Source organism: Sinorhizobium sp. M4_45, assembly GCF_002885915.1.
Lineage (GTDB): Bacteria > Pseudomonadota > Alphaproteobacteria > Rhizobiales > Rhizobiaceae > Sinorhizobium > Sinorhizobium meliloti_A.
The window spans coordinates 153475-179026 of the sequence record NZ_NWVE01000005.1; the positions used below are offsets into that span (position 1 = coordinate 153475).

27 protein-coding genes, 1 tRNA gene, 1 pseudogene and 1 riboswitch are annotated in these 25552 nt (G+C 63.1%); of the genes and pseudogenes, 20 read left to right on the forward strand and 9 right to left on the reverse strand.

Annotation, left to right across the window (positions count from 1 at the left end; translation table 11 throughout):
* The first annotated feature begins 115 nt into the window (after positions 1 to 115).
* Positions 116 to 550, forward strand: a complete 435-nt coding sequence (locus CN933_RS15915) for a metallopeptidase family protein (RefSeq protein WP_003531284.1) — start codon at positions 116 to 118, stop codon at positions 548 to 550.
* Between the two features lie 180 nt (positions 551 to 730).
* Here the strand turns inward: CN933_RS15915 and CN933_RS15925 are convergent, their stop codons facing one another.
* Positions 731 to 937, reverse strand: coding sequence for a DUF1737 domain-containing protein (locus CN933_RS15925; protein WP_003531285.1), 207 nt, complete (start codon positions 935 to 937; stop codon positions 731 to 733).
* Entirely contained in the window at positions 934 to 1836 is a 903-nt protein-coding gene (locus CN933_RS15930; protein WP_018097349.1) for an HpcH/HpaI aldolase/citrate lyase family protein, read from the reverse strand. Before CN933_RS15930 ends, CN933_RS15925 begins: the two co-directional genes overlap by 4 nt.
* Before the next feature lie 121 nt (positions 1837 to 1957).
* Here CN933_RS15930 and CN933_RS15935 point away from each other — a divergent pair, with 121 nt between their 5' ends.
* From CN933_RS15935 to CN933_RS15960, 6 genes are all read left to right on the forward strand, one after another.
* Entirely contained in the window at positions 1958 to 2209 is a 252-nt protein-coding gene (locus CN933_RS15935) for a hypothetical protein (protein ID WP_018097350.1), read from the forward strand.
* 133 nt (positions 2210 to 2342) lie between these two features.
* Entirely contained in the window at positions 2343 to 2948 is a 606-nt protein-coding gene (leuD, locus tag CN933_RS15940; protein ID WP_018097351.1) for a 3-isopropylmalate dehydratase small subunit, read from the forward strand.
* 8 nt (positions 2949 to 2956) lie between these two features.
* Positions 2957 to 3337: a RidA family protein gene (locus CN933_RS15945; RefSeq protein ID WP_003531294.1), complete on the forward strand. Its 381-nt coding sequence runs from the start codon at positions 2957 to 2959 to the stop codon at positions 3335 to 3337.
* A gap of 57 nt (positions 3338 to 3394) precedes the next feature.
* Positions 3395 to 3472, forward strand: a riboswitch (SAM riboswitch).
* A gap of 63 nt (positions 3473 to 3535) precedes the next feature.
* On the forward strand, positions 3536 to 4462 hold the full coding sequence (gene metA, locus CN933_RS15950; protein WP_026168842.1) for a homoserine O-acetyltransferase MetA: 927 nt from the start codon (positions 3536 to 3538) through the stop codon (positions 4460 to 4462).
* 80 nt (positions 4463 to 4542) lie between these two features.
* On the forward strand, positions 4543 to 5559 hold the full coding sequence (locus CN933_RS15955) for an aldose epimerase family protein (protein ID WP_018097353.1): 1017 nt from the start codon (positions 4543 to 4545) through the stop codon (positions 5557 to 5559).
* Between the two features lie 294 nt (positions 5560 to 5853).
* Positions 5854 to 6843, forward strand: coding sequence for a CobW family GTP-binding protein (locus CN933_RS15960; protein ID WP_018097354.1), 990 nt, complete (start codon positions 5854 to 5856; stop codon positions 6841 to 6843).
* 3 nt (positions 6844 to 6846) lie between these two features.
* On the opposite strand, the pseudogene CN933_RS15965 reads toward CN933_RS15960, so the two are convergent.
* Both CN933_RS15965 and CN933_RS15970 read right to left on the reverse strand, forming a co-directional pair.
* Positions 6847 to 7104: pseudogene (locus tag CN933_RS15965) on the reverse strand (SDR family NAD(P)-dependent oxidoreductase); the annotation flags it as partial.
* A 94-nt stretch (positions 7105 to 7198) separates the two neighbouring features.
* Positions 7199 to 7273 (reverse strand) — tRNA-Gly (locus CN933_RS15970).
* Positions 7274 to 7530: 257 nt separating this feature from the next.
* On the opposite strand from CN933_RS15970, the gene CN933_RS15980 reads away from it, so the two are divergent.
* From CN933_RS15980 to CN933_RS15995, 4 genes are all read left to right on the forward strand, one after another.
* Entirely contained in the window at positions 7531 to 8040 is a 510-nt protein-coding gene (locus tag CN933_RS15980; RefSeq protein WP_018097357.1) for a prolyl-tRNA synthetase associated domain-containing protein, read from the forward strand.
* A gap of 59 nt (positions 8041 to 8099) precedes the next feature.
* Positions 8100 to 9092: a thioredoxin gene (gene trxA, locus CN933_RS15985; protein WP_018097358.1), complete on the forward strand. Its 993-nt coding sequence runs from the start codon at positions 8100 to 8102 to the stop codon at positions 9090 to 9092.
* 144 nt (positions 9093 to 9236) lie between these two features.
* Positions 9237 to 9917 (forward strand): LON peptidase substrate-binding domain-containing protein, encoded by a 681-nt coding sequence (locus CN933_RS15990; protein WP_018097359.1) that lies wholly within the window; start codon positions 9237 to 9239, stop codon positions 9915 to 9917.
* A gap of 8 nt (positions 9918 to 9925) precedes the next feature.
* Positions 9926 to 10114, forward strand: coding sequence for a Trm112 family protein (locus CN933_RS15995; protein ID WP_003537577.1), 189 nt, complete (start codon positions 9926 to 9928; stop codon positions 10112 to 10114).
* 114 nt (positions 10115 to 10228) lie between these two features.
* Here CN933_RS15995 and CN933_RS16000 read toward each other — a convergent pair whose 3' ends face one another.
* On the reverse strand, positions 10229 to 11473 hold the full coding sequence (locus CN933_RS16000; protein ID WP_018097360.1) for a ubiquinone biosynthesis hydroxylase: 1245 nt from the start codon (positions 11471 to 11473) through the stop codon (positions 10229 to 10231).
* Positions 11474 to 11562: 89 nt separating this feature from the next.
* On the opposite strand from CN933_RS16000, the gene tesB reads away from it, so the two are divergent.
* The 6 genes from tesB to CN933_RS16030 all read left to right on the forward strand — a co-directional run bounded on the left by tesB (position 11563) and on the right by CN933_RS16030 (position 19368).
* A complete protein-coding gene (tesB, locus tag CN933_RS16005) occupies positions 11563 to 12447 on the forward strand; it encodes an acyl-CoA thioesterase II (protein ID WP_018097361.1) in 885 nt (294 codons plus the stop codon).
* 236 nt (positions 12448 to 12683) lie between these two features.
* Positions 12684 to 13022, forward strand: a complete 339-nt coding sequence (locus tag CN933_RS16010; RefSeq protein ID WP_018097362.1) for a P-II family nitrogen regulator — start codon at positions 12684 to 12686, stop codon at positions 13020 to 13022.
* 27 nt (positions 13023 to 13049) lie between these two features.
* The gene (locus tag CN933_RS16015) at positions 13050 to 14405 is read left to right on the forward strand and encodes an ammonium transporter (RefSeq protein WP_018097363.1); all 1356 of its coding nucleotides are present in this window, start codon (positions 13050 to 13052) and stop codon (positions 14403 to 14405) included.
* 327 nt (positions 14406 to 14732) lie between these two features.
* Complete coding sequence (locus CN933_RS16020) at positions 14733 to 17381, forward strand: FtsK/SpoIIIE family DNA translocase (RefSeq protein WP_018097364.1); 2649 nt, start codon at positions 14733 to 14735, stop codon at positions 17379 to 17381.
* 135 nt (positions 17382 to 17516) lie between these two features.
* Positions 17517 to 18179 carry an outer membrane lipoprotein carrier protein LolA gene (locus tag CN933_RS16025; protein ID WP_026168843.1) on the forward strand — a complete coding sequence of 221 codons (663 nt, stop codon included), beginning with the start codon at positions 17517 to 17519 and terminating at the stop codon, positions 18177 to 18179.
* 382 nt (positions 18180 to 18561) lie between these two features.
* Positions 18562 to 19368 (forward strand): exodeoxyribonuclease III, encoded by an 807-nt coding sequence (locus tag CN933_RS16030; protein WP_018097367.1) that lies wholly within the window; start codon positions 18562 to 18564, stop codon positions 19366 to 19368.
* A 13-nt stretch (positions 19369 to 19381) separates the two neighbouring features.
* Here CN933_RS16030 and CN933_RS16035 read toward each other — a convergent pair whose 3' ends face one another.
* Complete coding sequence (locus CN933_RS16035; RefSeq protein ID WP_018097368.1) at positions 19382 to 19837, reverse strand: cyclic nucleotide-binding domain-containing protein; 456 nt, start codon at positions 19835 to 19837, stop codon at positions 19382 to 19384.
* Between the two features lie 32 nt (positions 19838 to 19869).
* Entirely contained in the window at positions 19870 to 20553 is a 684-nt protein-coding gene (locus CN933_RS16040) for a response regulator transcription factor (RefSeq protein ID WP_003529672.1), read from the reverse strand.
* A gap of 245 nt (positions 20554 to 20798) precedes the next feature.
* Here CN933_RS16040 and CN933_RS16045 point away from each other — a divergent pair, with 245 nt between their 5' ends.
* Positions 20799 to 21347: a L,D-transpeptidase family protein gene (locus CN933_RS16045; protein ID WP_018097369.1), complete on the forward strand. Its 549-nt coding sequence runs from the start codon at positions 20799 to 20801 to the stop codon at positions 21345 to 21347.
* Between the two features lie 37 nt (positions 21348 to 21384).
* Here the strand turns inward: CN933_RS16045 and CN933_RS16050 are convergent, their stop codons facing one another.
* Both CN933_RS16050 and leuC read right to left on the reverse strand, forming a co-directional pair.
* A complete protein-coding gene (locus tag CN933_RS16050; RefSeq protein WP_018097370.1) occupies positions 21385 to 21936 on the reverse strand; it encodes a SixA phosphatase family protein in 552 nt (183 codons plus the stop codon).
* Between the two features lie 112 nt (positions 21937 to 22048).
* Entirely contained in the window at positions 22049 to 23458 is a 1410-nt protein-coding gene (leuC, locus tag CN933_RS16055) for a 3-isopropylmalate dehydratase large subunit (protein ID WP_018097371.1), read from the reverse strand.
* A 331-nt stretch (positions 23459 to 23789) separates the two neighbouring features.
* Between leuC and CN933_RS16065 the strand changes: the two genes are divergently transcribed.
* Both CN933_RS16065 and CN933_RS16070 read left to right on the forward strand, forming a co-directional pair.
* Complete coding sequence (locus CN933_RS16065) at positions 23790 to 24269, forward strand: MarR family winged helix-turn-helix transcriptional regulator (protein WP_026168844.1); 480 nt, start codon at positions 23790 to 23792, stop codon at positions 24267 to 24269.
* Entirely contained in the window at positions 24266 to 25504 is a 1239-nt protein-coding gene (locus CN933_RS16070; protein WP_018097373.1) for a multidrug effflux MFS transporter, read from the forward strand. The genes CN933_RS16065 and CN933_RS16070 overlap by 4 nt, the downstream gene beginning before the upstream one ends.
* Positions 25505 to 25552 lie beyond the last annotated feature (48 nt).

Consider the following 25552-nt stretch of genomic DNA (forward strand, 5'->3'; position numbering starts at 1 on the left):
CCCTCAAGAGTCAACAACCAATATTGAGAATATATTCCTCCTTCTTTCCGGGTTAGAATTCATCACTCGAAAAACAAAGGCAAAATCGCTATATGAGGGGCAACAAGGAGTGCCCATGGCCCGCATTGACCAAACCGATGATTGGCGGGAACGCCACGCACCGTCGCTTACCGTATTCGAACAGCTCGCGTTTGAAGCCTACAGCCATCTGCCTGAGGAATTCCGCAAGCTGACGACGGATCTCACGATCGAAATCGCCGACTTTCCAAGCGACGATGTCTTCGAAGACATGGCGCTCGAAACGCCGTTCGACCTGCTGGGCCTGTTCGAAGGCCGCGGCCTCGGCGAGCGCTTCACCATGGAAACCGGGGAGTTCCCGAACCGCATCACCCTTTACCGCCGCCCGATCATCGACTACTGGGCCGAAAACGAGGAAACGCTCGGCGATATCATCACCCATGTGCTGATCCACGAGATCGGCCACCATTTCGGCCTGTCGGACGACGATATGGAGCGGATCGAGGAAAGCGTGGAACACGTGGGCGGCTGAGGCCTGCCGAGAATCGCGCCACCCGCCGCCGCCTGTTTGATTTCCTCATTCCTGTGCTCGTCACAGGAATCCAGCCAGACCAAGTCCTTGGGCTGAAAGAACGTTTCCCGCGCCGCAGACGCGGCGCCGCTCTCATCCCTGTGACGAGCACAGGGGTGAGGCGAGGAGAGATTGCAGTCCCTACTGCTCCGACAGCTTCATGTCGGGATGATAATCCTTCCCCTCCACTTCCTTCACCACCGCCTGTCCGCATTGCATATGCTGGGTGTCGGCATTGAAGGCGTAGGTCGGCGGACCGTGCAGCGTCCACCCCTGGTTCAATGCCGCCGTCACCTTGTGGCAGAAGGAGGCATCGTCGGGGCCGGTGAGAAAGCGATAAAGTTTCAAGAGTTTGCCTTTCGTTTTTCGATGATGTCCGCCTTGGCGGCGATCCTCATCGCCTGTTCGAGATGGAGGCGCTCGACCATCCGCCCATGAAGGTTGATGACGCCCTTTCCGGCATTGTCCGGCAAGGCAAAGGCCTCGATGATCGCGCGCGCCTCCTCGACCGCAGCCTCGTCCAGGCCGAAATGCCGATTGGCCGCATCGATCTGCGCCGGATGGATCAGCATCTTGCCGTCATAACCCATGTCGCGCCCCTGCCGGCACTCCGCCTCGAAGCCTTCCGGATCGCGGAAATCGTTGAAGACCGCGTCGATGACGTCGAGCCCGCTGCCGCGCGCGGCAAGAAGGATCTGCATCAGCCACGGAACGAGATAGGTCCGGCCCGGAAAGGCGGGCACGCCCGTCTCCTTGCGAAGATCGTTCAGCCCGACGACGAAGCAGTCCAGCCGGCCGCCGGAGGTGCGGCCGGTCTCGGCGATCGCCGGCCCGTTCACGACCCCGCGCGGCGTCTCGATCATCGCCCAGAGCCTCAGCTCATCCGGCGCGTCCCTTTCCGCAAGCCAATCGAGCGCGCCCTGAATATCGGCGGGGCTTTCGACCTTGGGCAGGAGGATAGCATCGGGCCGCGCGGCAAGAGCCGCTGCGAGATCGGCCTCGCCGAAGCCGGAGCCCGCCGCATTGACGCGGATGACCGTTTCGCCCTGCGGCCGGTTGCCGGCAAGATGCCGGACGAGCGCATCGCGCGCCGCAGCCTTGCGGTCCGGCAAGACGGAATCCTCGAGGTCGAAGATCACGGCGTCCGCGGCCAATTCACAAGCCTTGGCGAGCGCGCGCTGATTGTCGGCCGGAACCGAAAGCACCGAGCGGCGCAGCCGCACGGGATGGTGGTCGATCGCTCTCATGCCGTTCCCTGTCATGCCGTTCGTTGTGCCTGCCTTTCAACCTTTGCGCAAGACGAGACGGGCGGACCCTCTTGCAAGCGGCGTGGCCAGCACCCACATGCCGAGCAGAAAGGTGACAATCATGCAAAGCATCCGCTCTGTTCTCTTCACGGCCGCCGCCATCACCATAACGTTGGTGGCCTTCGTGTTCACCGCCTCGCTCGCCCTGGCGCTCGCTGGGATCGCCGCCATTATTGCGGTCGGCAGCGCGATCGCCGCCAAGCTCAACGGACGGCCCGTGCATGCTCGAGCGGGCGCACGCGCCAATCCGGGAAGCACTCAGCGCGAGATGCGGGTGTGGAACGACGGGCGCGGGACGATCATCGATCTTTAGAATCGGATTGCCGGAAGCGGGAGAAGCGGTTTCCGCCCGCATCCCGCTCCATGAAAGCAGATTCTCCTTCATTTCGGCGCAAAACTGATCTAAACGCTTCTCGAACATTTCCGCTGAAATCGAAGGCCAAGTCATGGACAAGTTCGTCAAGCTCACCGGCGTTGCCGCTCCCCTGCCCGTCGTCAACATCGACACGGACATGATCATTCCGAAGGATTACCTGAAGACGATCAAGCGCACCGGTCTCGGCACCGGGCTTTTCGCCGAGGCGCGCTACAACGAGGACGGTACCCCCAACCCGGACTTCGTTCTCAACAAGCCTGCCTATCAGAACGCCAAGATTCTCGTCGCCGGCGACAATTTCGGCTGCGGCTCCTCGCGCGAGCATGCACCTTGGGCGCTCCTCGATTTCGGCATCCGCTGCGTCATCTCGACCTCCTTCGCCGACATCTTCTACAACAACTGTTTCAAGAACGGCATCCTGCCCATCGTCGTCAGCCAGGAAGACCTCGACAAGCTGATGGATGACGCCAGCCGCGGCTCCAATGCCATTCTCACGGTCGATCTCGAAGCGCAGGAGATCACCGGTCCGGACGGCGGCTCGATCAAGTTCGAGGTCGATGCCTTCAAGCGCCATTGCCTGCTGAACGGCCTCGACGATATCGGCCTCACGCTCGAAAAAGGCCGCTCCATCGACAATTACGAGAAGGCGACCGCCGCTTCCCGCCCCTGGGCATGAGCTGTCGGATGACGCGCAAGCTCATCTCGTCCGGTTCGCCCTTCGAAAAGACGGCAGGTTATTCGCGTGCCGTCGCGAAGGGCGACTGGTGCTTCGTCTCCGGCACGACCGGCTACGACTACGCCACCATGACCATGCCGGAAACGGTGGAGGAACAAGCCCGCAACTGCCTGAAGACGATCGAAGGCGCCCTGAAGGAAGCCGGCTTCTCGCTGTCGGACGTCGTTCGCAACCACTACTACGTCACCGATGCCAGCTTTGCCGACCGCGTATTCCCGATCTTCGGCGAGACCTTCGGCGAGATCCGCCCGGCCGCGACGATGATCGTCTGCGACCTCATCCGCCCGGAAATGCTGATCGAGATCGAGGTTACGGCATTTCGGGGATAAGGCCGCCCCGACGCCGGCGAATCCTTTTTCATTGACCGCGCGGCCCTCCTCGCGCTATCTACGATCCGTGGTGATTTGGCCGGCCGGCTTGCAGCCACGTTAAAGAAGTCGCTAAAGGGCCGAGGGAACAATGGATTTCCGAGGACCGGTCGCGATCGTTTCGCCGCCGGTTTTTTTGTATTGATCGAGTGGACGCCCATGCCCATCAAGATACCCGATACGCTGCCCGCCTTCGAAACTCTCGTTCACGAGGGTGTGCGGCTGATGACCGAGACCGAGGCGGTCCGCCAGGACATCCGGCCGCTGCAGATCGGGCTCTTGAACCTGATGCCCAACAAGATCAAGACCGAGATCCAGATGGCGCGGCTGATCGGCGCCACGCCGCTTCAGGTCGAATTGACGCTCGTCCGCGTCAACGGCCACCGGCCGAAGAACACGCCCGAAGAACATCTGCTCGCCTTTTACGAGACCTTCGAGGAGGTGGAGGCCCGTAAGTTCGACGGCTTCATCATCACCGGCGCGCCGATCGAGACGCTCGAATACGAAGAGGTCACCTACTGGAAGGAGCTGCAGCGCATCTTCGATTGGACGACGACCAACGTCCATTCGACGCTGAACGTCTGCTGGGGCGGGATGGCTGCGATCTACCATTTCCACGGTGTTCCGAAATATCCGCTGAAGGAAAAAGCCTTCGGCGTCTACCGCCACCAGAACCTGCAGCCCTCTTCGGTCTATCTGAACGGCTTTTCCGACGATTTCGCCGTGCCCGTTTCGCGCTGGACCGAGGTGCGCCGCGCCGATATCGACCGGGTGCCGGATCTCGAAATCCTGATGGAATCAAAGGAAGTGGGCGTCTGCCTCGTGCACGAGAAGAAAGGCAACCGGCTCTACATGTTCAATCACGTCGAATATGATTCGACGTCCCTGTCGGAGGAATATTTCCGCGACGTCGATGCCGGCGTGCCGATCAAGCTGCCGCACGACTATTTCCCGCACAATGACTCCGCACTTCCGCCGCAGAACCGCTGGCGCAGCCATGCACATCTCTTCTTCGGCAACTGGATCAACGAGATTTACCAGACGACGCCCTACGAGCTGGCGAAGATCGGAACCGAAGCGCGTTGACGTAAAAAGTATGACTTTCCGGTTGCCGCCTCGGCGGAAATGCAGCAGGTTGACGCCGACTCGCGGAAATGGGGAGATGCATGGGAACAGACACGGAAATCTTCGGCCACCTGCCCTCCGGCGAGCCCGTACAGCGCGTGACGCTTCAGGGCGGTGGGCTGACGGCGTCGGTGATCACATGGGGCTCGGTCATCCAGGATCTTCGGCTCGAAGGACATGCAGCCCCGCTCGTGCTCGGCTTCGAGGATTTCGAAAGCTATCCGGCCCATTCCTCCTATTTCGGCGCCACGCCCGGGCGCAACGCCAACCGCATCGGCGGTGGCCGCTTCGTGCTCGAAGGCAAGGCCTATCAACTCGAGCTCAATGAGAAGGGCGCCACGCATCTCCACGGCGGCAGCGACAATATCGCCAAGCGCAACTGGTCGATCCTCAGGCGGGCCGAAGACAGCGTAACGCTCGAGATCACCGATCCGGACGGCCGCGCCGGCTATCCGGGCAATTGCACGATCACCTGCACCTATACGCTGAAACCGGGCGGCACGCTCAACGTCGTCTACGAAACTCAGACCGACGCGCCGACCCTCGCCAATGTCTGTCAGCACAGCTATTTCAACCTCGACGGCGGCGCGGACGCATTCGGCCATGACATCATGATTGCGGCAGACCACTACCTGCCCACCGATGAACGGCAGATTCCGACGGGCGAGATCCGCCCCGTCGCCGGCACCGCCTTCGATCTGCGCGAAATGACCTCGCTGAGAAGGCAGCTGGACGGCGACGGGATCGCTTACGACCACAATTTCTGCCTCTCGCCGGAACGGACGCAGAAACGCTCCGTGGCGCTGGTACGCAGCATCAATTCCGGTGTGTCGCTGGAAGTGCTGACCACGGAGCCCGGCGTGCAGCTCTATACCGGAGAAAAGCTCGACGTACCGGTTCCCGGCCTCGACGGCCGCCGTTACGGCCCCTTCGCCGGCTTCTGCCTGGAAACCCAGATCTGGCCCGATGCGGTGAACCACGAAGGTTTCCCGAAGGCGGTGCTGAGACCCGGCGAAACGCTCCGGCAGGAAACGGATTACGTTTTTACGAAAAGCTGAGGCAGGGCAGGCCGTTAGAGCACTTTCAGTTTCACCGTTTCATCGAACAGTGAAACGCTTCCTGTCGCTCCTATCCGACCGATAACCGCCAACACCCACCGGCAGCGTGAGACCGGTGACGAATTCGGCTGCCGCAAAGGAAAGAAGAGAGCCCCAGCGTTTCAGTGTCAGAATCTGACTTGACAACTCCCGGCGATGTTACGTTATTACGTTCAATAAAACGAAATGTAATAACGTATCCACGAAGCCGGAGCATTGCCTCCGGCCGTCCATGCGACAGTGAGGTTCTCGTCAATGCCCGATCAGCTTGTCCCCACCCCCGTCACCGTCCTCACCGGCTATCTCGGAGCAGGAAAGACCACGCTTCTCAACCGCATCCTCTCCGAGCCGCATGGCAAGAAGTTCGCGGTCATCGTCAACGAGTTCGGCGAGGTCGGCATCGATAACGATCTCATCGTCGATGCCGACGAGGAGGTGTTCGAAATGAACAATGGCTGCATCTGCTGCACGGTGCGCGGGGACCTGATCCGCATCATCGAGGCGCTGATGCGCAGGCGCGAGCGGTTCGACGGCATCCTGATAGAGACGACGGGCCTCGCCGACCCCGCGCCGGTCGCCCAGACTTTCTTCGTCGACGAGGATGTCCGCTCCAAGACACGGCTCGACTCCATCATCACCGTCGTCGATGCCAGGCACCTTCTCGGCGAGATCGACCGCGCACATGAAGCGCAGGAGCAATTGGCCTTCGCCGACACGATCATCCTCAACAAGACCGATCTCGTATCGCCCGAAGGGCTGCAGGCCGTGGAGGATCGCATCCGCCGCATCAACCCGACGGCCGGCATCCTGAGGACGCAGCGCTGCAATCTCGACATCGCCAGCCTTCTCGATCGCAATGCCTTCGATCTCGACCGCATTCTCGAGGTCGAGCCCGACTTTCTCGAAGCGGACCACGGTCACGAGCATGACGACCATGTCACGAGTTTCTCTCTGGTCGAACGCCGACCCGTCGACCCGGAAAAATTCTTCCGCTGGCTACAGACGACCGCCCGGGCCTTCGGCACGGACATGCTGCGGATGAAGGGCATCATCGCCTTTGCCGGCGACACCGACCGCTATGTCGTCCAAGGCGTCCACATGCTGGTGGAAGGCGACCACCAGCGCCCCTGGAAGGCGGGCGAAGAGCGCGTTTCGCGCCTCGTCTTCATCGGCCTCAACCTTCCGAAGGACATCATCGCCGACGGCTTCGTGGCATGCTGCGCGAGCGCGGCCGACGTCGGATAGTCGTCAGCTCAGCACGATGCCGCCGTCGACATTCAGCGTCTGGCCGGTCACGAAAGCCGCATCGTCCGAAGCAAAGAAGGCCACCGCACCGACAACATCCTCGGGATCGCCGATGCGACGCATGGCGGTTTTGTCCTGCCACGTCCTCCTGACCGCGGGATCGTCGAGATTGACCCGCCCCATATCGGTGAGGACGATTCCGGGGCACACGCAGTTGGCGGTGATCCCGTCGGCACCCACTTCCTGTGCCAGCACGCGCGTCACGGAAAAATGCCGCATCGCTCCCGCTGTAGCACGGCGGGGCGAACGAGAATGCCCGAAGGGCTCATCAATCTGCTGAATTGTCCGAGGAATTTGGAGCGGGTGAGGCGATTCGAACGCCCGACCCCAACCTTGGCAAGGTTGTGCTCTACCCCTGAGCTACACCCGCTCATTAGAACCCAGGCCCGGGGGTAGTCGGTGGACCAGGGGTGTCGCCCGTCTTGCGGCGACGGGCGCTATATGGCCTAAGCCCTTTTCAAATGCAACAGGGAAATGACGCGGATGCCAAGATTTTTTTCGCGAGCGCGTTCGATGACCGGGAACGCCGCGTTTCCGGCCGCGCTGCGCCGCGCATGAGATTGCGGAACCTCTCGCTCCTCTTTAAAGCAGGCCGAGAGAAAATCGCGACGGCAGGAAGGATGGAGCATGAGCAAGGCTGAGCCGAAGACTGCGGAAGACCTCTTCCGCTTTCTCGACGAACTCGGGATCGAACACAGGACGAAGCGGCACGCGCCGGTCTTCACGGTGGCCGAATCGGTGGCGCTGCGCGATGAAATCCCCGGCGGACATACAAAAAACCTGTTCCTGAAGGACAAAAAGGACAATTATTTCCTTCTGACCGTCGAGGAACACGCGACGGTGGACCTGAAGACCGTTCATCAGATCATCGGCGCTGCAAGCAAGGTCTCCTTCGGCAAGCCGGAGAAGCTGATGGAGTATCTGGGCGTGATACCGGGCGCCGTCACCGCCTTCGGCGCGATCAACGACACCGAGGGCAAGGTGAAGATCATTCTCGACGAGACCCTGATGGAGTTCGAGACGGTCAACTGCCATCCGCTCTCCAACGACCAGACGACCTCGATCGCGTCGAAGGACATGCTGCGCTTCATGGAGGCAACCGGGCACGAGCCGCTTGTCTTGAAAGTGACGGCCTGACATACGATCTTTGGCGCGAATGCATGAAGCCGGACGCCCAAGTCCGCGAGGAGAGAAGAATGAGCGGTAGCGACAATCCCTATCAAGGTTCCTTCGGCACCCAGATGACGGGCTCGGCCTCCTTCGGCGGACAGCCGGCAAGCACTTCGAGCGCCCCGAACGGCCCGATCCCGGACGACCTGATCAGGGAGACGACCACCGCCGCCTTTACCCGCGACGTGCTCGAGGCATCGCGCCAGCAGCCGGTGCTCGTCGACTTCTGGGCGCCCTGGTGCGGGCCCTGCAAACAACTGACCCCCATCATCGAGAAGGTGGTGAGGGAGGCCGCCGGCCGGGTGAAGCTCGTCAAGATGAACATCGACGACCATCCATCGATCGCCGGCCAGCTCGGCATTCAGTCCATTCCCGCGGTGATCGCCTTCATCGATGGACGCCCGGTCGATGGTTTCATGGGCGCCGTGCCCGAAAGCCAGATCAAAGAGTTCATCGATCGGATCGCCGGTCCGGCCGCAGACGACGGCAAGGCAGAGATCGAGAGCGTGCTTGCCGATGCCAAGGCGCTGATCGATGCAGGCGACGCGCAGAACGCCGCCGGACTCTACGGTGCCGTTCTCCAGGCCGACCCGGAAAACGCCGCGGCTGTCGCCGGTATGATCGAATGCATGATTGCGCTCGGGCAGGTCGCCGAGGCGCGCCAGGCGCTTTCGGGCCTGCCGGAAGCACTCGCCGCGGAAGCGGCCGTCGCCGCCGTCTCGAAAAAGCTCGACCAGATCGAGGAGGCCCGCAAGCTCGGCGACCCGGCCGCGCTGGAGCGCCAGCTCGCGCTCGATCCGGACGACCATGCGGCACGGCTCAAGCTCGCCAAGCTCCGCAATGTCGAGGGCGACCGCACCGCCGCCGCCGAACATCTCCTGACGATCATGAAGCGCGACCGCAGCTTCGAGGACGACGGCGCCCGGCGCGAACTGCTGTCGTTCTTCGAGGTATGGGGACCGAAGGACCCCGCAACGATCGCGGCGCGGCGCAAGCTGTCGTCGATTCTCTTTTCGTAAGCGGCCTCCGCGTCGAATTTTTCGGCTCCACGTGATCGATTCCGGTGTATTTCTCCCTTGAGATTTCGAAGGGCCGCACCATTTTTTGGTCCTACGGCACCGCGCTTCGATGAGGCGCGGCCGCTATCTGCAGGGTCTGTCGGAATGCATGTCGGAAATGCGCGCTATCTCGGTCCGAAGGACTTACCGGAGATTCTTCCGGTGTTTCCCTTGACGGGCGCGCTGCTGCTTCCCGGCGCACAGCTTCCGCTCAACATCTTCGAGCCGCGCTATCTCGCCATGTTCGACGATGCGCTCGCCGGCAACCGGCTGATCGGCATCGTTCAGCCCTCCTTCGCGGAAGGCCGCAACGAGATCGACGCCTCGTCGGTGCCGGCGCTTTGCCAGGTGGGCTGCATCGGCCGGATCACCTCTTTCGCCGAAACCGGCGACGGCCGCTACATCACCTCTCTCACCGGCGTGTGCCGCTTCCGGCTTTTCGCGGAGGTGGCCGGCTGTCGCGGCTACCGCCGGTTCCGCATCGGCCCCTTCGGGAGCGATCTCGAAAATCCGGACGACGAGAGCCTCGTCGACCGGGAGGCGCTTCTCGCAGCCTTTCGGGCCTATCTCGACGCCAACAAGCTCGAAGCCGACTGGGAAAGCGTGGAACGCGCAAGCAACCGAACCCTCGTCAACTCCATGGCAATGATGTCGCCCTATGGACCGGCGGAAAAACAGGCATTGCTGGAGGCCCCCGACCTGAAGACGCGGGCCGAAACGCTGATCGCCATCACCGAGATCGTGCTCGCTCGCAATTTCGGCGACCTCGACAATATTCTGCAATGAAACGAGCGATGGACATCAACGCCAGCAAGGTCGATCCGAAACTCCTGGAACTGCTCGTCTGCCCTCTGACCAAGGGCCGCCTCAGCTACGATCCGGAAGCCAACGAACTGGTGTCCGAAAAGGCCCGCCTCGCCTATCCGATCCGCGACGGCGTGCCGATCATGCTGGTCTCCGAGGCGCGCAAGATCGAGGATTGAAGATCGATGTTTCGGCGGTCAGCCTGCCTGATCTGCCGTGTGGTTTGCCGCTCTCCGCGGGTTTAACGCGAAACTGGCCTTTCCCCGGGCCGACACAGGCGCAAGCCGTGGCGTTCAAATCGGCTCGCCGGCGAGCAGCCGCGGATCGGCTCTGCCGGGAGTGCCCGCCGCTTGGCGGATGAAGAACTTCTTGAGCGACGGCAGGCGATCGACGAGGCCGAGGCCGAGATCGCGCACGACCCGCACGGGCATGATGTCGTTGGAGAAGAGCCGGTTGAGGACATCCGTCGTAACGCCCATCCGGAAGGTATCGAAGCGTCGCCACGTCTGGTAGCGCTCCAGAACCGCGAGCGAACCGATATCGAGGCCCAGGCGGTCCGCCTCGACGATCGTTTCGGCGAGGGCCGCGACATCCTTGAAGCCGAGATTGAGCCCCTGGCCGGAAATCGGGTGGATGCCGTGTGCGGCATCCCCGGCGAGCGCGAAACGCGGCGCGACGAAGTCGCGGGCAAGCGTGAGGCCGAGCGGGAAGGCACGTCGGCCGCCGACCACCTTGAGACGGCCGAGCTTATGGCCGAAACGGCGCTCCAGTTCCTCCTCGAAGATGAAATCGTCCTCCTTCACCAGACGCTCGGCATCATAGGTGCTCTCGGTCCAGACGAGCGAGGAGCGGTTATTCTTGAGCGGCAGCGTCGCGAAGGGACCGGCAGGCAGGAAATGCTCCTCCGCCGTCCCGCCGTGCGGGCGCTCGTGCTCGACGGTGGTGACGATGCCCGACTGGCCGTAATCAAACTCCACGACCTTGATGCCCGCCGCCTCGCGCAGCCTCGAACGAACACCGTCGCAGGCGACCAGCAGCCGCGCCTCGATCGTCTCGCCGCCCGCCAGAGTGACGGCGACGGAATGATCTCCGCTCCGGAAACTCTCCACCACGGTCGACTGCCGGATCGGGGCGCCAAGTTCGTCGCAGGCGCGGCGCAGCGCACCGACGAGCGCCGTATTCGGCACCATATGAGCGAAGGGGCGGCCGTCGCCGCCATTGTCCTCGCCCGCGCCCCCGCCCTCGCCTCCGCCCTCGAATGTAAGGAATACCGGTCGGACCGGATCGGCCGTCTTCGAATCGGTGATCACCATCCTGCGGATCGGCTCGGCCTCGGGCGCGATCGCCTGCCAGACGCCCAGGACGTCGAGCATCCGCTCGGCAGCGGCGGCGACGGCCGATGCCCGTTCGTCCTTCTTCCACACGCCTTCCGGCGCGGCATCGACGACCATGACATCGAGATGGGGGGCCGCCTTTTTCAGCGATACGGCAAGCGAGAGGCCGACATAGCCGCCCCCGGCAATCAGAACGTCGATCATCCGTCTCGTCTCCCGTCGCACTTGAAGCATCATCTGGTGCCTATATAGATCAATGCCAACGCCGTTCCTACCATCGGAGACCGCCGAAAATGTCGCGCCCTACCGAGACCGCCACGCCCATGGATGCGCTCCTTGCGATACTCGACCTCGAGAAGCTCGAGGAAAACCTGTTCCGGGGCTTGAGCCCGCAGGTCGGCTGGCAGCGGGTCTTCGGCGGCCAGGTGATCGGCCAGGCGCTGGTCGCCGCCCAGCGCACGGTCGACGGGGGACGCTACGTTCACTCGCTGCACGCCTATTTCATGCGTCCGGGCGACCCTTCCGTTCCGATCATCTACGAGGTCGACCGGATCCGCGACGGCTCGAGCTTCGCGACGCGCCGCGTGGTGGCGATCCAGCACGGCAAGGCCATCTTCGCCATGTCCGCCTCCTTCCAGTACGACGAGGATGGATTCGAGCACCAGTTCGACATGCCGGAGGTGCCGATGCCGGAGACGCTGCCGGGCGAGCAGGAACTCAAGGAGAAGTTTCTCGTTCACGCGCCGGAGGCGATCCGCCGCTATTGGGAGCGGCCGCGGCCGATCGAGATCCGGCCCGTCTCGCTCGAACACTATTTCTCGCGCGCGAAGGCGTCCCCGAAGCAGGACGTATGGGTGAAAGCGGTCGGGACGGTGCCTGACGAGCGTCATCTCCAGGCCGCGGTCCTCGCCTATCTTTCCGACATGACGCTCCTCGACACGTCGCTTTACGCACACGGCACATCGGTCTTCGACCGCAGCCTCCAGGTCGCCAGCCTCGACCACGCCATGTGGTTCCACCGGCCCTCGAAAATGGACGATTGGCTGCTCTATACCCAGGACAGTCCCAGCGCGCACGGTGCCCGCGGAATGACCCGCGGCAGTCTTTTCGACCGCTCCGGCGTTCTGATCGCCTCTGTCGCCCAGGAAGGATTGATCCGCAAAAAGGCAATTGCGTAAATTTTTGCCATTTTTTGGATTCTGCTTATATTTTAATCATTCCGACTGGCCTATTTTCAGCGTTCCGCGGCAGCCCTCTCGCCGAACGTGTTTTTTCCATTAGATTTCAGTGGTTTGTTCTGCCTCATCGAATCTGGCACGCCCCTTGAATGTAGCTATCCGGTTGCCAGCGCGTCAGGCGCTCAAGCAGCAAGGAGAGACGGCCTCCGCTGGAGGCAGACAAGGATGGGAACTCGATGAAAATTGTGATGGCCATTATCAAGCCGTTCAAGCTCGATGAGGTTCGCGAAGCCCTCACTGCCGTTGGCATCCAGGGTTTGACCGTGACCGAAGTGAAGGGCTACGGCCGCCAGAAGGGGCACACCGAGATTTACCGCGGCACCGAATATGCCGTGAGCTTTCTGCCTAAGCTGAAAGTCGAGATCGCGGTCGCGACGGAGATCGTCGACAAGGCCGTCGAAGCCATCGCTTCGGCCGCCAAGACCGGCCAGATCGGCGACGGCAAGATCTTCGTCTACTCGATTGACCATGCCGTGCGCATCCGCACCGGCGAGACCGACTCAGAAGCGTTGTAAACCACGCCGTTCAGGGAGCTATTTTCGATGTCGTCATTCACCCTTTCCACCTCTCTTCGACGCGTGGGAGCGACTGCTGCCGCGATGCTCGCGCCGGTCGTCGCGTTTGCCCAGGAAGCGGCGCCCGCCGCGGCCGCAACGCCGGTGCCGGACAAGGCCGATACCACCTTCATGTTCCTTTCGACGCTTCTCGTGCTGTTCATGCTGATTCCGGGCCTCGCCCTATTCTACGGCGGCCTCGTGCGCGCCAAGAACATGCTGTCGGTGCTGATGCAGTGCACGGTCATCGGCGCCGTCATGATGATCGTCTGGGTCGTCTACGGTTATTCCTTTGCCTTCGGCGGCTCGACGAGCGCCTATTTCGGCGGCTTCGCCAAGCTCTTCCTCGCGGGTGTGACCGTCGACAGCACCGCGGCGACCTTCTCCGACGGCGTCGTCATTCCGGAATATCTTTTCATGCTGTTCCAGATGACCTTCGCCGCGATCACCCCGGCGCTCATCGTCGGAGCCTTTGCCGAGCGCATCAAGTTCTCGGCCGCGATCCTCTTCGCCATCCTCTGGGCGACATTCGTCTATTTCCCGATTGCGCACATGGTCTGGGACGCCAACGGCCTGCTCTTCGGCATGGGCGCGCTCGATTTCGCCGGCGGCACCGTGGTCCACATCAATGCCGGCGTCGCCGGCCTCGTCGGTGCATTCATGGTCGGCAAGCGCACCGGCTACGGCCGGGACATGATGGCCCCGCATTCCATGACCCTGACGCTCGTCGGCGCTGCCATGCTGTGGTTCGGATGGTTCGGCTTCAACGCCGGCTCCAATCTCGAAGCCTCCGGCGGTGCGGTTCTCGCCACCGTCAACACCTTCCTCGCAACGGCTGCCGCAGTCCTTTCGTGGTCGCTCGTCGAGACGCTTACGCGCGGCAAGGCGTCGATGCTCGGTGCCGCTTCGGGCATGATCGCCGGGCTTGTCGCCGTCACGCCGGCGGCCGGTATCGCCGGTCCGATGGGCGCGATCATCATGGGCTTGATCGTCTCGCCGCTCTGCTACTTCTTCGTCTCGGTGATCAAGAACAAGTTCCACTATGACGACACGGCAGACGTCTTCGGGGTGCACGGCGTCGGCGGCTTCTTCGGCGCGATCGCGACCGGCGTCTTCGCCTCCTCCTCGCTCGGCGGCATCGGCTATGCCGACGGCGTGACCATGGGAAGCCAGTTGATGACCCAGATCACGGCCGTCGCCATCACGATCGTCTGGTGCGGTATCGTTTCCGCCATCCTCTACAAGGTGGTCGATGCGCTTGTCGGCCTTCGCGTATCGATGGAAGCGGAGCGGGAAGGGCTCGACCTCTCCTCGCATGGCGAAGCCGCCTATCACGCGAGCTGAGCAGCGTCGGCAAACGACGCCGCCAACAGTCCCGTCGCGGTCCGCAGTCTGCGGATCGCCCTTGGCCCGGATCTCGCGATCCGGGCTTTTTTTCGCTGCATACGCGTCCCCAGCGGCAATTTTGCCGGCACACGCGCATGGTTAATGTCACATTAACCCTACTTCGCTTAGGTTGATTCCATGGGCACGCAATGTGCCCGGAGCATCCCGCTTTTCGCCCTGATTGAGGGTGAGAAGGCTGCTCCTCACCAAAAGGGCTGGAATATTCACGGGCGGCCTTTTCGCGCGCTCTCGTTCCGGCGGATCGAAACGGGCAAAGCAGGCAACATGAGCAGAAGCAATACCGCAACGCTTGACAGCCGTTCCAACCGGTTCGTGCTGACCCACTTCGTCTGGCGGCAGATCGCCTCGCTGGCGGGGTTCGTTCTCGTCGGTGCGCTGGCGCTCGCCATTGCCGCCCTTTCGACATGGAACGTCGCGGATCCTAGCTTTTCCTATGCAACTTCGAACGAGCCGACCAACCTGCTCGGCTATGGCGGCGCCGTCTTCGCGGACATCTTCATGCAGTTCTTCGGCCTTGCGAGCGTCGTGGCGCTGCTGCCGGCCGTCGCCTGGGCTCTCGTTCTCATCCGCGGCACGCATTTCGACAAGGTGGTCAAGCGGCTCGGCCTGTGGTTCGCCGGCTCGGTGCTGGCGAGCGCGGCCTTGAGCTGCGTTCCGGCGCCGATCACCTGGCCGCTGCCGAACGGCCTCGGAGGCGTCTTCGGCGACATGATCCTGCGTTTTCCCGCGCTCTTCACCGGAACCTTCCCGACGGGCACCTTCGCGACCGTACTCGCCTGCCTCTTCACCGCACCGGCAGCCTGGTGCCTCGTCTTCAGCGCCGGCCTCATCGGCGTCAGCGAGGATGAAGAAGCAGAACCGGCACCGGAGCCTGCACCCAGCAAGGCGCGCACCATACGCGACGAACTCGAAGAGGAAGACGAAGAAGGCCCCCTTACGGTGCTGATGGGCTCGCTCGCCCATATGCGCTACACGGCGCAGGCCAGGCTTCGCCGTGCCTTCGGCATGGGAGCAAAGCCGGCGAAGCGTCAGTATGACGAGCCCTACGACTTCAACAACGACGAATTCGGCACATTGAACGAGCCGGTCCGGCCGAAGGCGCAGGCCGGTCGTATCGAGCCCTCGCTCGATCGCACCGAGCGCCGCATCGTCACTCCGCCGCCGATCACGGGCGACGAAGACGACCCGCCCTTCGATATCGACGAGCGACGGCCCGCCGGCATCCTGCCGGACGACGAAGACGACGTGGCCGCAGACTGGGCTCCGCGGCCTGCACCGCCGAAGCCGGCTCTGGCAATGGCGGGTTCGCGCGTCGCCCCGCCGCCGCCCCGGCCGAAAGCCGGGCAGCGCGTCGAGCGCGAGGCGCAGCGCTCGTTCGTCGATGAAGACGGCGATTTCACGCTTCCGCCGATCCATTTCCTCGCCGAGCCGAAGAATGTCGCCCGCGACGCCTCCCTTTCGGCCGATGCGCTCGAGCAGAACGCCCGCATGCTCGAAGGCGTTCTCGAGGATTTCGGCGTCAAGGGCGAGATCATCCATGTCCGCCCCGGCCCCGTCGTCACCCTCTATGAGCTGGAACCCGCGCCCGGGATCAAATCGTCGCGGGTCATCGGTCTCGCCGACGACATCGCCCGTTCCATGAGCGCGATCGCCGCACGCGTCGCCGTCGTACCCGGCCGCAACGCCATCGGCATCGAGCTGCCGAACCAGCGGCGCGAGATGGTCTATCTGCGCGAACTGATCGGCTCCCGCGACTTCGAGACGACCAAGACGAAGCTCGCCATGGCGCTCGGCAAGACGATCGGCGGCGAATCCGTCGTTGCCGATCTCGCCAAGATGCCGCATCTGCTCGTCGCCGGCACCACCGGCTCGGGCAAATCGGTGGCGATCAACACCATGATCCTGTCGCTGCTCTACCGGCTGAGACCCGATCAGTGCCGCCTCATCATGATCGATCCGAAAATGCTCGAGCTCTCCGTCTATGACGGCATCCCGCACCTTCTCTCGCCGGTCGTGACGGACCCCAAGAAGGCGGTCGTGGCGCTGAAATGGACCGTGCGCGAGATGGAAGAGCGCTACAAGAAGATGTCGAAGATCGGCGTGCGCAACATCGACGGCTTCAACAGCCGCGTCGAGCAGGCGCTGGCCAAGGGCGAGGCGATCACGCGCACCGTCCAGACCGGTTTCGACCGACAGACCGGCGAGGCGGTCTACGAGACGGAGGAATTCGATCTTTCGCCGATGCCCTATATCGTCGTCATCATCGACGAGATGGCCGACCTGATGATGGTCGCCGGCAAGGATATCGAAGGCGCCGTCCAGCGGCTTGCGCAGATGGCGCGTGCTGCCGGCATCCACGTCATCATGGCGACACAGCGCCCCTCGGTCGACGTCATCACCGGCACGATCAAGGCGAACTTCCCGACCCGCATCTCCTTCCAGGTGACCTCCAAGATCGACAGCCGCACCATCCTCGGCGAACAGGGAGCCGAACAGCTCCTGGGCATGGGCGACATGCTCTACATGGCCGGCGGCGGCCGTATCCAGCGCGTGCACGGACCCTTCGTCTCGGACACCGAGGTCGAAGAGGTCGTTGCCTATCTGAAGACGCAAGGCGTGCCGCAATATCTCGACGCGATCACCGAGGACGACGAGGACGAGAGTGACGGCGGCGGTCCGGCCGGCACCTCCAACCTCGCCGATTCCGAGGACCCCTACGACCAGGCGGTGGCGATCGTGCTGCGCGACGGCAAGGCTTCCACCTCCTACGTGCAGCGCCGCCTCGGTATCGGCTATAATAGGGCCGCCTCGCTGATCGAGCGGATGGAGCAGGAAGGCATCATCAGCCCCGCGAACCACGCCGGAAAGCGCGAGATACTGGTGCCGACCGAAGCGGAGATCACCGGCCGGTAAGACAGCGCCACAGCGGCGTGATCAGCGCGCGGCGGGCGGTAACGGTCATTTGAAGGCGTCGTGTTTTCGGGATTTTCCAACGCCTTGAAGGCGCCCCACTTGCCCTTCAAATGGTCACGAATGAAGGAGACTGCGATGATGGAGACCAAAACCGACGGCCGCAACGGGGCAATCTCGCGGCGCGTCTTCGTTGGCGGCCTGGCGGCTCTCGCCGGCTTCGGCGCCACGACGTTGGGCGCCGGCGACGCTTCGGCTCAGGCGTCCGCCGTTGCCCAGAGGATCGCGGATCATTTTTCGTCCGTGAAGACCATGGCCGGCGAATTCGTCCAGTTCGGCCCGCGCGGCGAACAGACGGGCGGCAAGTTCTATATCCGCCGGCCGGGACGCATCCGCTTCAATTACGAAGCACCCTCGCCGATGCGGGTCATCGCCGACGGCAAGTCCGTCGTCATCGGCAATATGAAGCTCAAGACCTGGGATATCTATCCGCTCTCGAAGACCCCGCTCAATCTGCTGCTCAGCGAAAGGATCGACCTGAGCAGCAGGATGGTACGCGACGTGAGGGTGGAAGCGGACCTCATCACCATCGTACTCGGCGACCGCTCCATCTTCGGAGATTCGACCATCACGATGATGTTCGACCCGAAGAGCTACAATCTGCGGCAGTGGACGATCACCGATGCGCAAAAGAAGGACACCTCGGTGATGATCTTCAACGTCCGGACCGGCATCGCGCTCGACGACAAGGTCTTCCGCATCCCCTATGACGAGGTGCGCAACAAGCGCCGCGGCGGCTGATCGCGAAATGCTCCGACTTTGAAACCAGGCACTTCAGAACGGAAGACATTCTTCCTGGAAGTGCTTTAAGCCTGTTTAAATTCGGGATACCCCGCCGCGGGCTCGCGTCGCAGAGACGACACAAATCCCCGCGCTGACCGATGCGCTCGACAAGCTTGCCCGCTTGCCGTTCGTCTTGGCGACATGGTGGCTTAATCCGCCGGCAGATCCGCGCGAGAACGCGTCTTGACTGCCGGCTGCGAAAGCAGCGCCGGCAGCAAGCCTTGCGCGATCTCCGCACCGGGCGATTTTTTCAAGCTTGTCGATCGGTGGCTAACCTGTTTAAACGCTCCCGTTGCCGGACGCGTGATCCTTTTCCGGCAATTTCCCGGGAGAACGAGGAATGCCTCTTTCCATCGCCACATGGAACATCAACTCCGTTCGCCTGCGCATGCCGCTGGTCGAACATTTCCTCAAGACATGGCAGCCGGACATCCTCTGCCTGCAGGAAATCAAGTGTCGGAACGACCAGTTCCCCTCGGCGCCGCTGAGGAAGCTCGGCTACGAACACATCGAGATGCACGGGCAGAAGGGCTATCACGGCGTCGCCACCATCTCTCGCCTGCCGCTTCATGAGCTCTCCGACCGCCGCGACTATTGCGGCGTCGGCGATGCACGCCATCTCTCCGTCGTCTTCGCGGCCGGTGGAAAGACGATCCGCCTCCATAATTTCTATGTACCGGCCGGCGGCGACGAGCCGGACCGCACGGTCAATCCGAAGTTCGGACACAAGCTCGACTTCGTCGACGAGATGAAGCTCCTGCACGCGGAGGCCGAGGCCGGCGTCTCGTCGATTCTGGTCGGCGACCTCAACATCGCGCCGCTCGAGCACGACGTCTGGTCGCACAAGCAGCTTCTCAAGATCGTCAGCCATACGCCGATAGAGACCGAGGGCCTGGTCTCGGTGATGACCGGAGGTGCATGGGTCGACCTGATGCGCCTCCACACGCCGCCGCCGGAAAAGCTCTACACCTGGTGGAGCTATCGGGCGAAGGACTGGACCGCCGCCGACCGCGGACGCCGGCTCGACCACATCTGGTCCTCCGCCGATCTCGCGAGCCAGCTCGTGCGCGTCGAGATCCTCAAGGAAGCGCGCGGCTGGGAGCGTCCGTCCGACCATGTGCCCGTCATAGCCCATTTCGAGCTTTGACGGCGCCGTCCGCTTACGTAAACCGCCCGGCAAGCGCCTCCACGCGGCGGATCATCGCCTGGATGTTTTCCCGGATGCGGGTTTCCACCATGGCGGTCACCTCGGGATATTCCTCCAGCATCCGACGGAAGAGCGGACGGTTGATCCGGATCACTTCGCTGTCCTCCTGCGCCGTCGCGGTGAACTTGCGCTCGACCATCGAGATGAGCGCGAGCTCGGACAGGAGCGCGCCGCGGCCGACGGTCATCACCTGCTGCTGGCGGCCTTGCGCATTCGCATTCGAAAGCGCGAAGCTGCCGGCCGCCACGGCATAGGCGCAATCGGCCGGCGCGCCTTCCCGGAAGAGTTCGTGCCCCTTGGCCACCCGGCGGCGCTCTGCGCCGAAGGCGATAAGCCTCAGCTTGTCCTCGCCGATGTCGGCGAAGAGCGACACGTTGGACAAGAGTGCGATGTCGTCATTGAGCGCCAAGCGGCAAATCTCCCCCGGTCATGTCGTCCGGCTTAGGGAACGATCTTGTAGCCGCCGTTCTCTGTCACCAATATCTCGGCATTGGAAGGGTCGCGCTCGATTTTCTGGCGCAGCCGGTAGACATGCGTCTCGAGCGTATGGGTCGTGACGCCGGAATTATAGCCCCAGACCTCCTCGAGCAGCACGTCGCGGGTAACCACTTTCTGGTCGGCGCGGTAGAGATAGCGGATGATTGCGGCTTCCTTCTCCGTCAGGCGGATCTTCTGGCCGTTCTCCATGGTAAGCAGCTTCTGACTGGGCTTGAATGTGTAAGGGCCGACATTGAAGGTCGCGTCCTCGCTCTGCTCATGCTGGCGGAGCTGGGCGCGAATGCGGGCAAGCAGCACGGCGAAGCGGAACGGCTTCGTCACATAATCGTTGGCGCCGGCCTCGAGGCCGAGGATCGTGTCGGAATCGGTGTCGTGACCGGTCAGCATGATGATCGGGGCCTTGAAGCCGCCCTTGCGCAAGAGCTTCACCGCCTCGCGCCCGTCCATGTCGGGAAGACCGACATCCATGATCAGGAGGTCGACCTGTCGGCCACGCGCCATCTGAATGCCCTTCCCGGCGGTCGATTCCTGCAGAAGGTCGAACTCTTCGTAAAGGGAGAGCTGTTCTATCAGCGTCTCACGCAGATCATCGTCGTCGTCGACAAGGAGGATGGTGCGAGTCGCCATGGGACAGTTCCTGTTGCTTCCTGGTTCAAAACTAACTCAAATGCCGCTCTTGGCAAGCGCGGCAGTCGCTGCCGCATGTTTCCGTAAATCCTAACCTATTTAGGATAGAAACAGGCCGCAACTGAAAGTGGCCGCAGCGCCGTCTGCGCGTCTGATGAGACGCACGGCGCCGCAGGCATCGTCATATAGGAAAACCCGCTTAAGGTCGCGGCGCGATCACGGCAAAGCAAGAATTTGTGAGACCGATGCGCAAGAAGGCGTCGACAACAGGATCGAGAAAAGGGACCATCGTCGTCAGAACCGCTCCGCGCGACCGCAAGCGCGCCCTCGTGCTTTTCGACGGACGGGTCGAGCAGGCTGCGATCGGGCGGAGCGGCGTCACTGCCATCAAGCGCGAAGGCGACGGGGCGACGCCCCGCGCGGTCATGCGGCTCATCGGCGGCTATGTCAGGCGCGATCGCGTCCCGTTTCCCTCGACGCGCCTGCCGATGCGGGCCGTGCGGCGTGACATGCTCTGGTGCGATGCCCCGCAACACCCGTGCTACAATCGCCCCGTCAGGGCGCCGTTTCGTGCCGGACATGAACGCATGATGCGCGACGACGGGCTCTACGACATCTGCCTCGTCATGGATTGGAACATTTCCTCCCGAAGGCGCAATGCCGGCTCGGCGATCTTCTTCCACCTCATCCGTCCGGGCTACGAGCCGACCGAGGGCTGCGTGGCCGTCAGCCTTTCGGCCATGCGGCGACTGATCCGGCAAATGCACCGCGGGATGATCGTGAAGGTGGTGTAGCTTCGGTCGCGCAGCAAAGCCGAACGGGCACTCCGCATCAGCCCGACCGTTCCTCCTCAAGCATGCGCGGCGTCACGAAGCGAACCAGGCGGCCGGTGCCGGGCGCTATGTCCGACCAGCGCTCGACGTCGAAATCCATGACCGCAAGCCCGGCCGTCGGAAACTTCTCCCTCAGCCGCTCCAGAGCCGCTTCATCGCCGCGCCCGGCAAGCAGAAGCGCAAGATCGGCCATTCCCGGATTGTGGCCGACGAGGAGCAGTTTCTCCACCGTCGGCTCGACCCTGCGGATGGCGTCGAGAATGGCCGAGGCGGCGACCTCGTAAATGCCGGCCGCATCGCGCTCGGGGATCTTGTGCGGCAACGCCCCGGCGACGAGCTCCCAGGTCTCCTGGGCGCGCCGCGCGGTCGAAACGAGCGCCAGGTCCGGAGCAAGCCCTTGCCGGGCGATGAAGGCGCCGACGACGGGCGCCGCATTGCGCCCACGCTCCGAAAGCGGCCGGCGATGGTCGGCAACGCCGTCCGGCCAGGCGGACTTCGCATGGCGGAGCAGCATGAGTCGGCGTGTCGAGGGCCGGGCGTCATCGGGCATGAAAGCTCCTCAGGGCAGCGAACCGGGGGCGGCAGCGCATTGTCGCATCATCATGCGCATAAAAAAAGCCGCCCCGAAGGGCGGCTCAAACGCCGGAAAAGCTCAGAACCGGCTATTTCCACTCGCGAATGTCGACAAAATGACCAGCAACCGCCGCCGCGGCTGCCATTGCCGGAGAAAGCAGATGCGTGCGCCCCTTGAAGCCCTGGCGGCCTTCGAAGTTGCGGTTCGATGTGGAGGCACAACGTTCGCCGGGCTTCAGGCGGTCGTCGTTCATCGCCAGGCACATGGAGCAGCCGGGCTCGCGCCAGTCGAAGCCCGCTTCCTTGAAGATCTTGTCCAGGCCTTCCGCTTCCGCCTGTTCCTTGACGAGGCCGGAGCCCGGAACGATCATCGCCGAAACGGTCGGGGCGACCTTGCGGCCTTCGACCACCTGGGCGACGGCGCGCAGGTCCTCGATGCGGCCATTGGTGCAGGAGCCGATGAACACCCGGTCGATGGCGATGTCGGTGATCTTCGTGCCGGGCTTCAGGCCCATATAGTCGAGCGCACGCCACTTGGAGGTCCGCTTCGTCTCGTCCTGGATGTCGTCCGGGTCGGGAACGACGCCCTGGACGGAGACGACGTCTTCCGGCGAGGAGCCCCAGGAAACGATCGGCGGCAGATTGCCGGCATCGAGCACGACGACGCGGTCGTAATGGGCGCCTTCGTCCGTGTGCAGCGTCTTCCAGTATTCGACCGCCCTGTCCCAGGCCTCGCCCTTGGGGGCGCGCGGCTTGTCCTTGATGTACTCGAAGGTGGTTTCGTCCGGTGCGATCAGCCCGGCGCGCGCGCCGCCTTCGATCGTCATGTTGCAGACGGTCATGCGGCCTTCCATCGACAGCGACCGGATCGCCTCACCGGCAAACTCGATGACGTGGCCGGTGCCGCCTGCCGTGCCGATCTCGCCGATGATCGCAAGGATGATGTCCTTTGCGGTGACGCCCGGCGGCAATTGGCCGTCGACGCGCACCAGCATGTTCTTCGCCTTTTTCTGGATCAGCGTCTGCGTCGCAAGGACATGCTCGACCTCGGACGTGCCGATGCCGTGCGCCAGCGCGCCGAAAGCGCCGTGCGTCGAAGTGTGGCTGTCGCCGCAGACGATCGTCATGCCCGGCAGCGTGAAGCCCTGCTCCGGACCGACGATGTGAACGATCCCCTGGCGCTTGTCGTTCTCCGAATAATATTCGACGCCGAAATCCGCGGCGTTCCTGGCAAGCGCCTCGACCTGGATGCGGCTTTCCTCGTTCTTGATGCCGAGATGGCGGTCCGGTGACGTCGGAACGTTATGGTCGACGACGGCCAGCGTCTTTTCCGGGGCGCGAACCTTGCGTCCGGCCATGCGCAGTCCTTCGAAGGCCTGCGGGCTCGTCACCTCGTGAACGAGGTGACGATCGATGTAGAGGAGACAGGTTCCGTCGGCCTGGCTGTCCACCAGGTGATCGTCCCAGATCTTGTCGTAGAGAGTACGCGGTGCGCTCATGGGTTATGTATCCATCGTATTTTCAAGAATGTGGAATGGGGGCCGGCGCCAATGCGGCCGGTAACGCTGATCGTGCGATCAGGATAGGCGGCTGGTGAGCGCCCCTGAAACGCGCGCAAAAAAGCGTGCCGGCAGGCGCTTGTGATCCTGCAGCACGACGATCTTCTGCTCGCGACATCCGAATTTGGATTCCATGACCGTGCTCATATCAATTTTTTGACAGTTCGGCAATCGGCGAGGCGGGGAGCGAAACCCGATGACGGGCGTGCTCGCGTTGAATGGGCGGAACGGATATGATAAGCAAAACTTATTATTCAACGCGATCGATCAAATGCCCAGGAAACTCGAGTCCGATACGATCGGGATGCTCCTCACCGATGTCTCCCGCCTGTTGCGCGGCGCCTTCGATCGGAAGGTCAATGCGATGGACCTCGGGATCACGCCCGGCGAGGCGCGCACATTGGTCCAGGTGGCCGTCACCGAAGGCATCAAGCAGGCGGAGATTGCGACCCGCATGGGGATCGAGCCCATGACCCTCTCCGCCTATCTCGACCGCCTGGAAGCGATGGGCCTCGTCGCGCGTATCCCGGATCCGGCGGACCGGCGCGCCAAGAACGTCGTCGTGACCGACAAGGCCGACCCGCTCATCACCGAGCTGATGTCGGGCCTGCGTGAAATGATGAATGCTTATACCGAGGACCTGGGCGACGACGGACGGGAGGTCCTGCGCGCAAACCTGAGGATCCTGCGGGACAGTCTCCGCCGCCTCGACCCGTGTCTCGCCGGCAAGGAGAAGGGGGCGGCCGAATGACGCTCAGGATGAGCGAGCGGCGCACGAGCATCATCGGCGCCTTCCTGGTGGCGCTCGGCCCCATCTCGATGGCGCTCTACACGCCGGCAATGCCGGAGCTCGTGCGCGCCTTCGCCTCCACCGAAGCGGCGATCAAGATGACGCTGTCTCTCTATTTCGGTGGCTTCGCCCTTGCCCAGCTCGCCTCGGGCACGCTTTCCGACGTCATCGGCCGGCGACGAACAACGCTGATCTTCATGGTTATCTATCTCGCCGGCAGCCTCATGGCGGCCTTCGCGCCCTCCGTCCCGGTGCTGCTCGCGGGGCGCCTCGTGCAGGGAATCGGCGCCTCCGTCGGAATGACCGTGGCGCGCGCCATCGTTCGCGACCAGTTCACCGGCACAACGGCGGCGCGCATCATGAACATGATCGGCATGATGCTGGCGCTCGGGCCGGCGGTCTCACCGACCCTCGGCGGTATCGCGCTTGGCCTCTTCGGCTGGCAGTCGATCTTTCTGCTGATGGTCGGCTTCGCGCTGATGGCGTGCTTCATCGTACAGCTCTTCATGGCGGAGACGACGACGCCGGATCGCAACAAGGGGCATTTCCGGCCCATTCTCGCAGCCTATGGCGAGCTTATAAGGGACAGCCGCTTCGTGTCTTCGACATTGGTGATCGCCGGCGCGGTCGGCGCGCTCTATGCATGGGCGACCATGCTGCCCTTCGTGCTGATCAGCCAGGTCGGGCTTAGCCCGACCGAGTTCGGCATCGGCATGCTCATGCAATCGGGCCTGTTCTTTTCGGGCACGGTCACGATGCGTCTCATGATGCGTCGCTTCACGCCGCAGGCGCTCGTGCCGGCCGGTCTCTTCTTCATCGGCGCGGCGAGCCTCGCCCTCGCCTTCACCATGCATGCGCTGGAACCGACTTTCCTCTCGGTGATGACGCCGATCGGGATCTATGCCTTCGGCATCGCCTTCGTCATGCCCTATATGATGACGGCGGCGATGGCCCCCTTCCCGCATATCGCCGGCACGGCTTCGGCGATGATGGGCTTCATCCAGATGAGCGCCGGACTCCTCGGCGGCGCGCTTGCCGCTCTCGTCGGGGTGCCGGCCATGGCGCTCGGAACGATCATTCCGAGCTTCGGCCTTCTCTCGCTTGCAAGCTATTTCTGGTACCGCAGGTCCGTACGCCTAAGGCCGCTGGTCGCACCGGCGGCTGCGGAGACGCCGCTGAACGAAGCGGCGGAGTGAGCAAATAAAAAAACCGCGGCGGAGCGATCCACCGCGGCTCCCAACCTG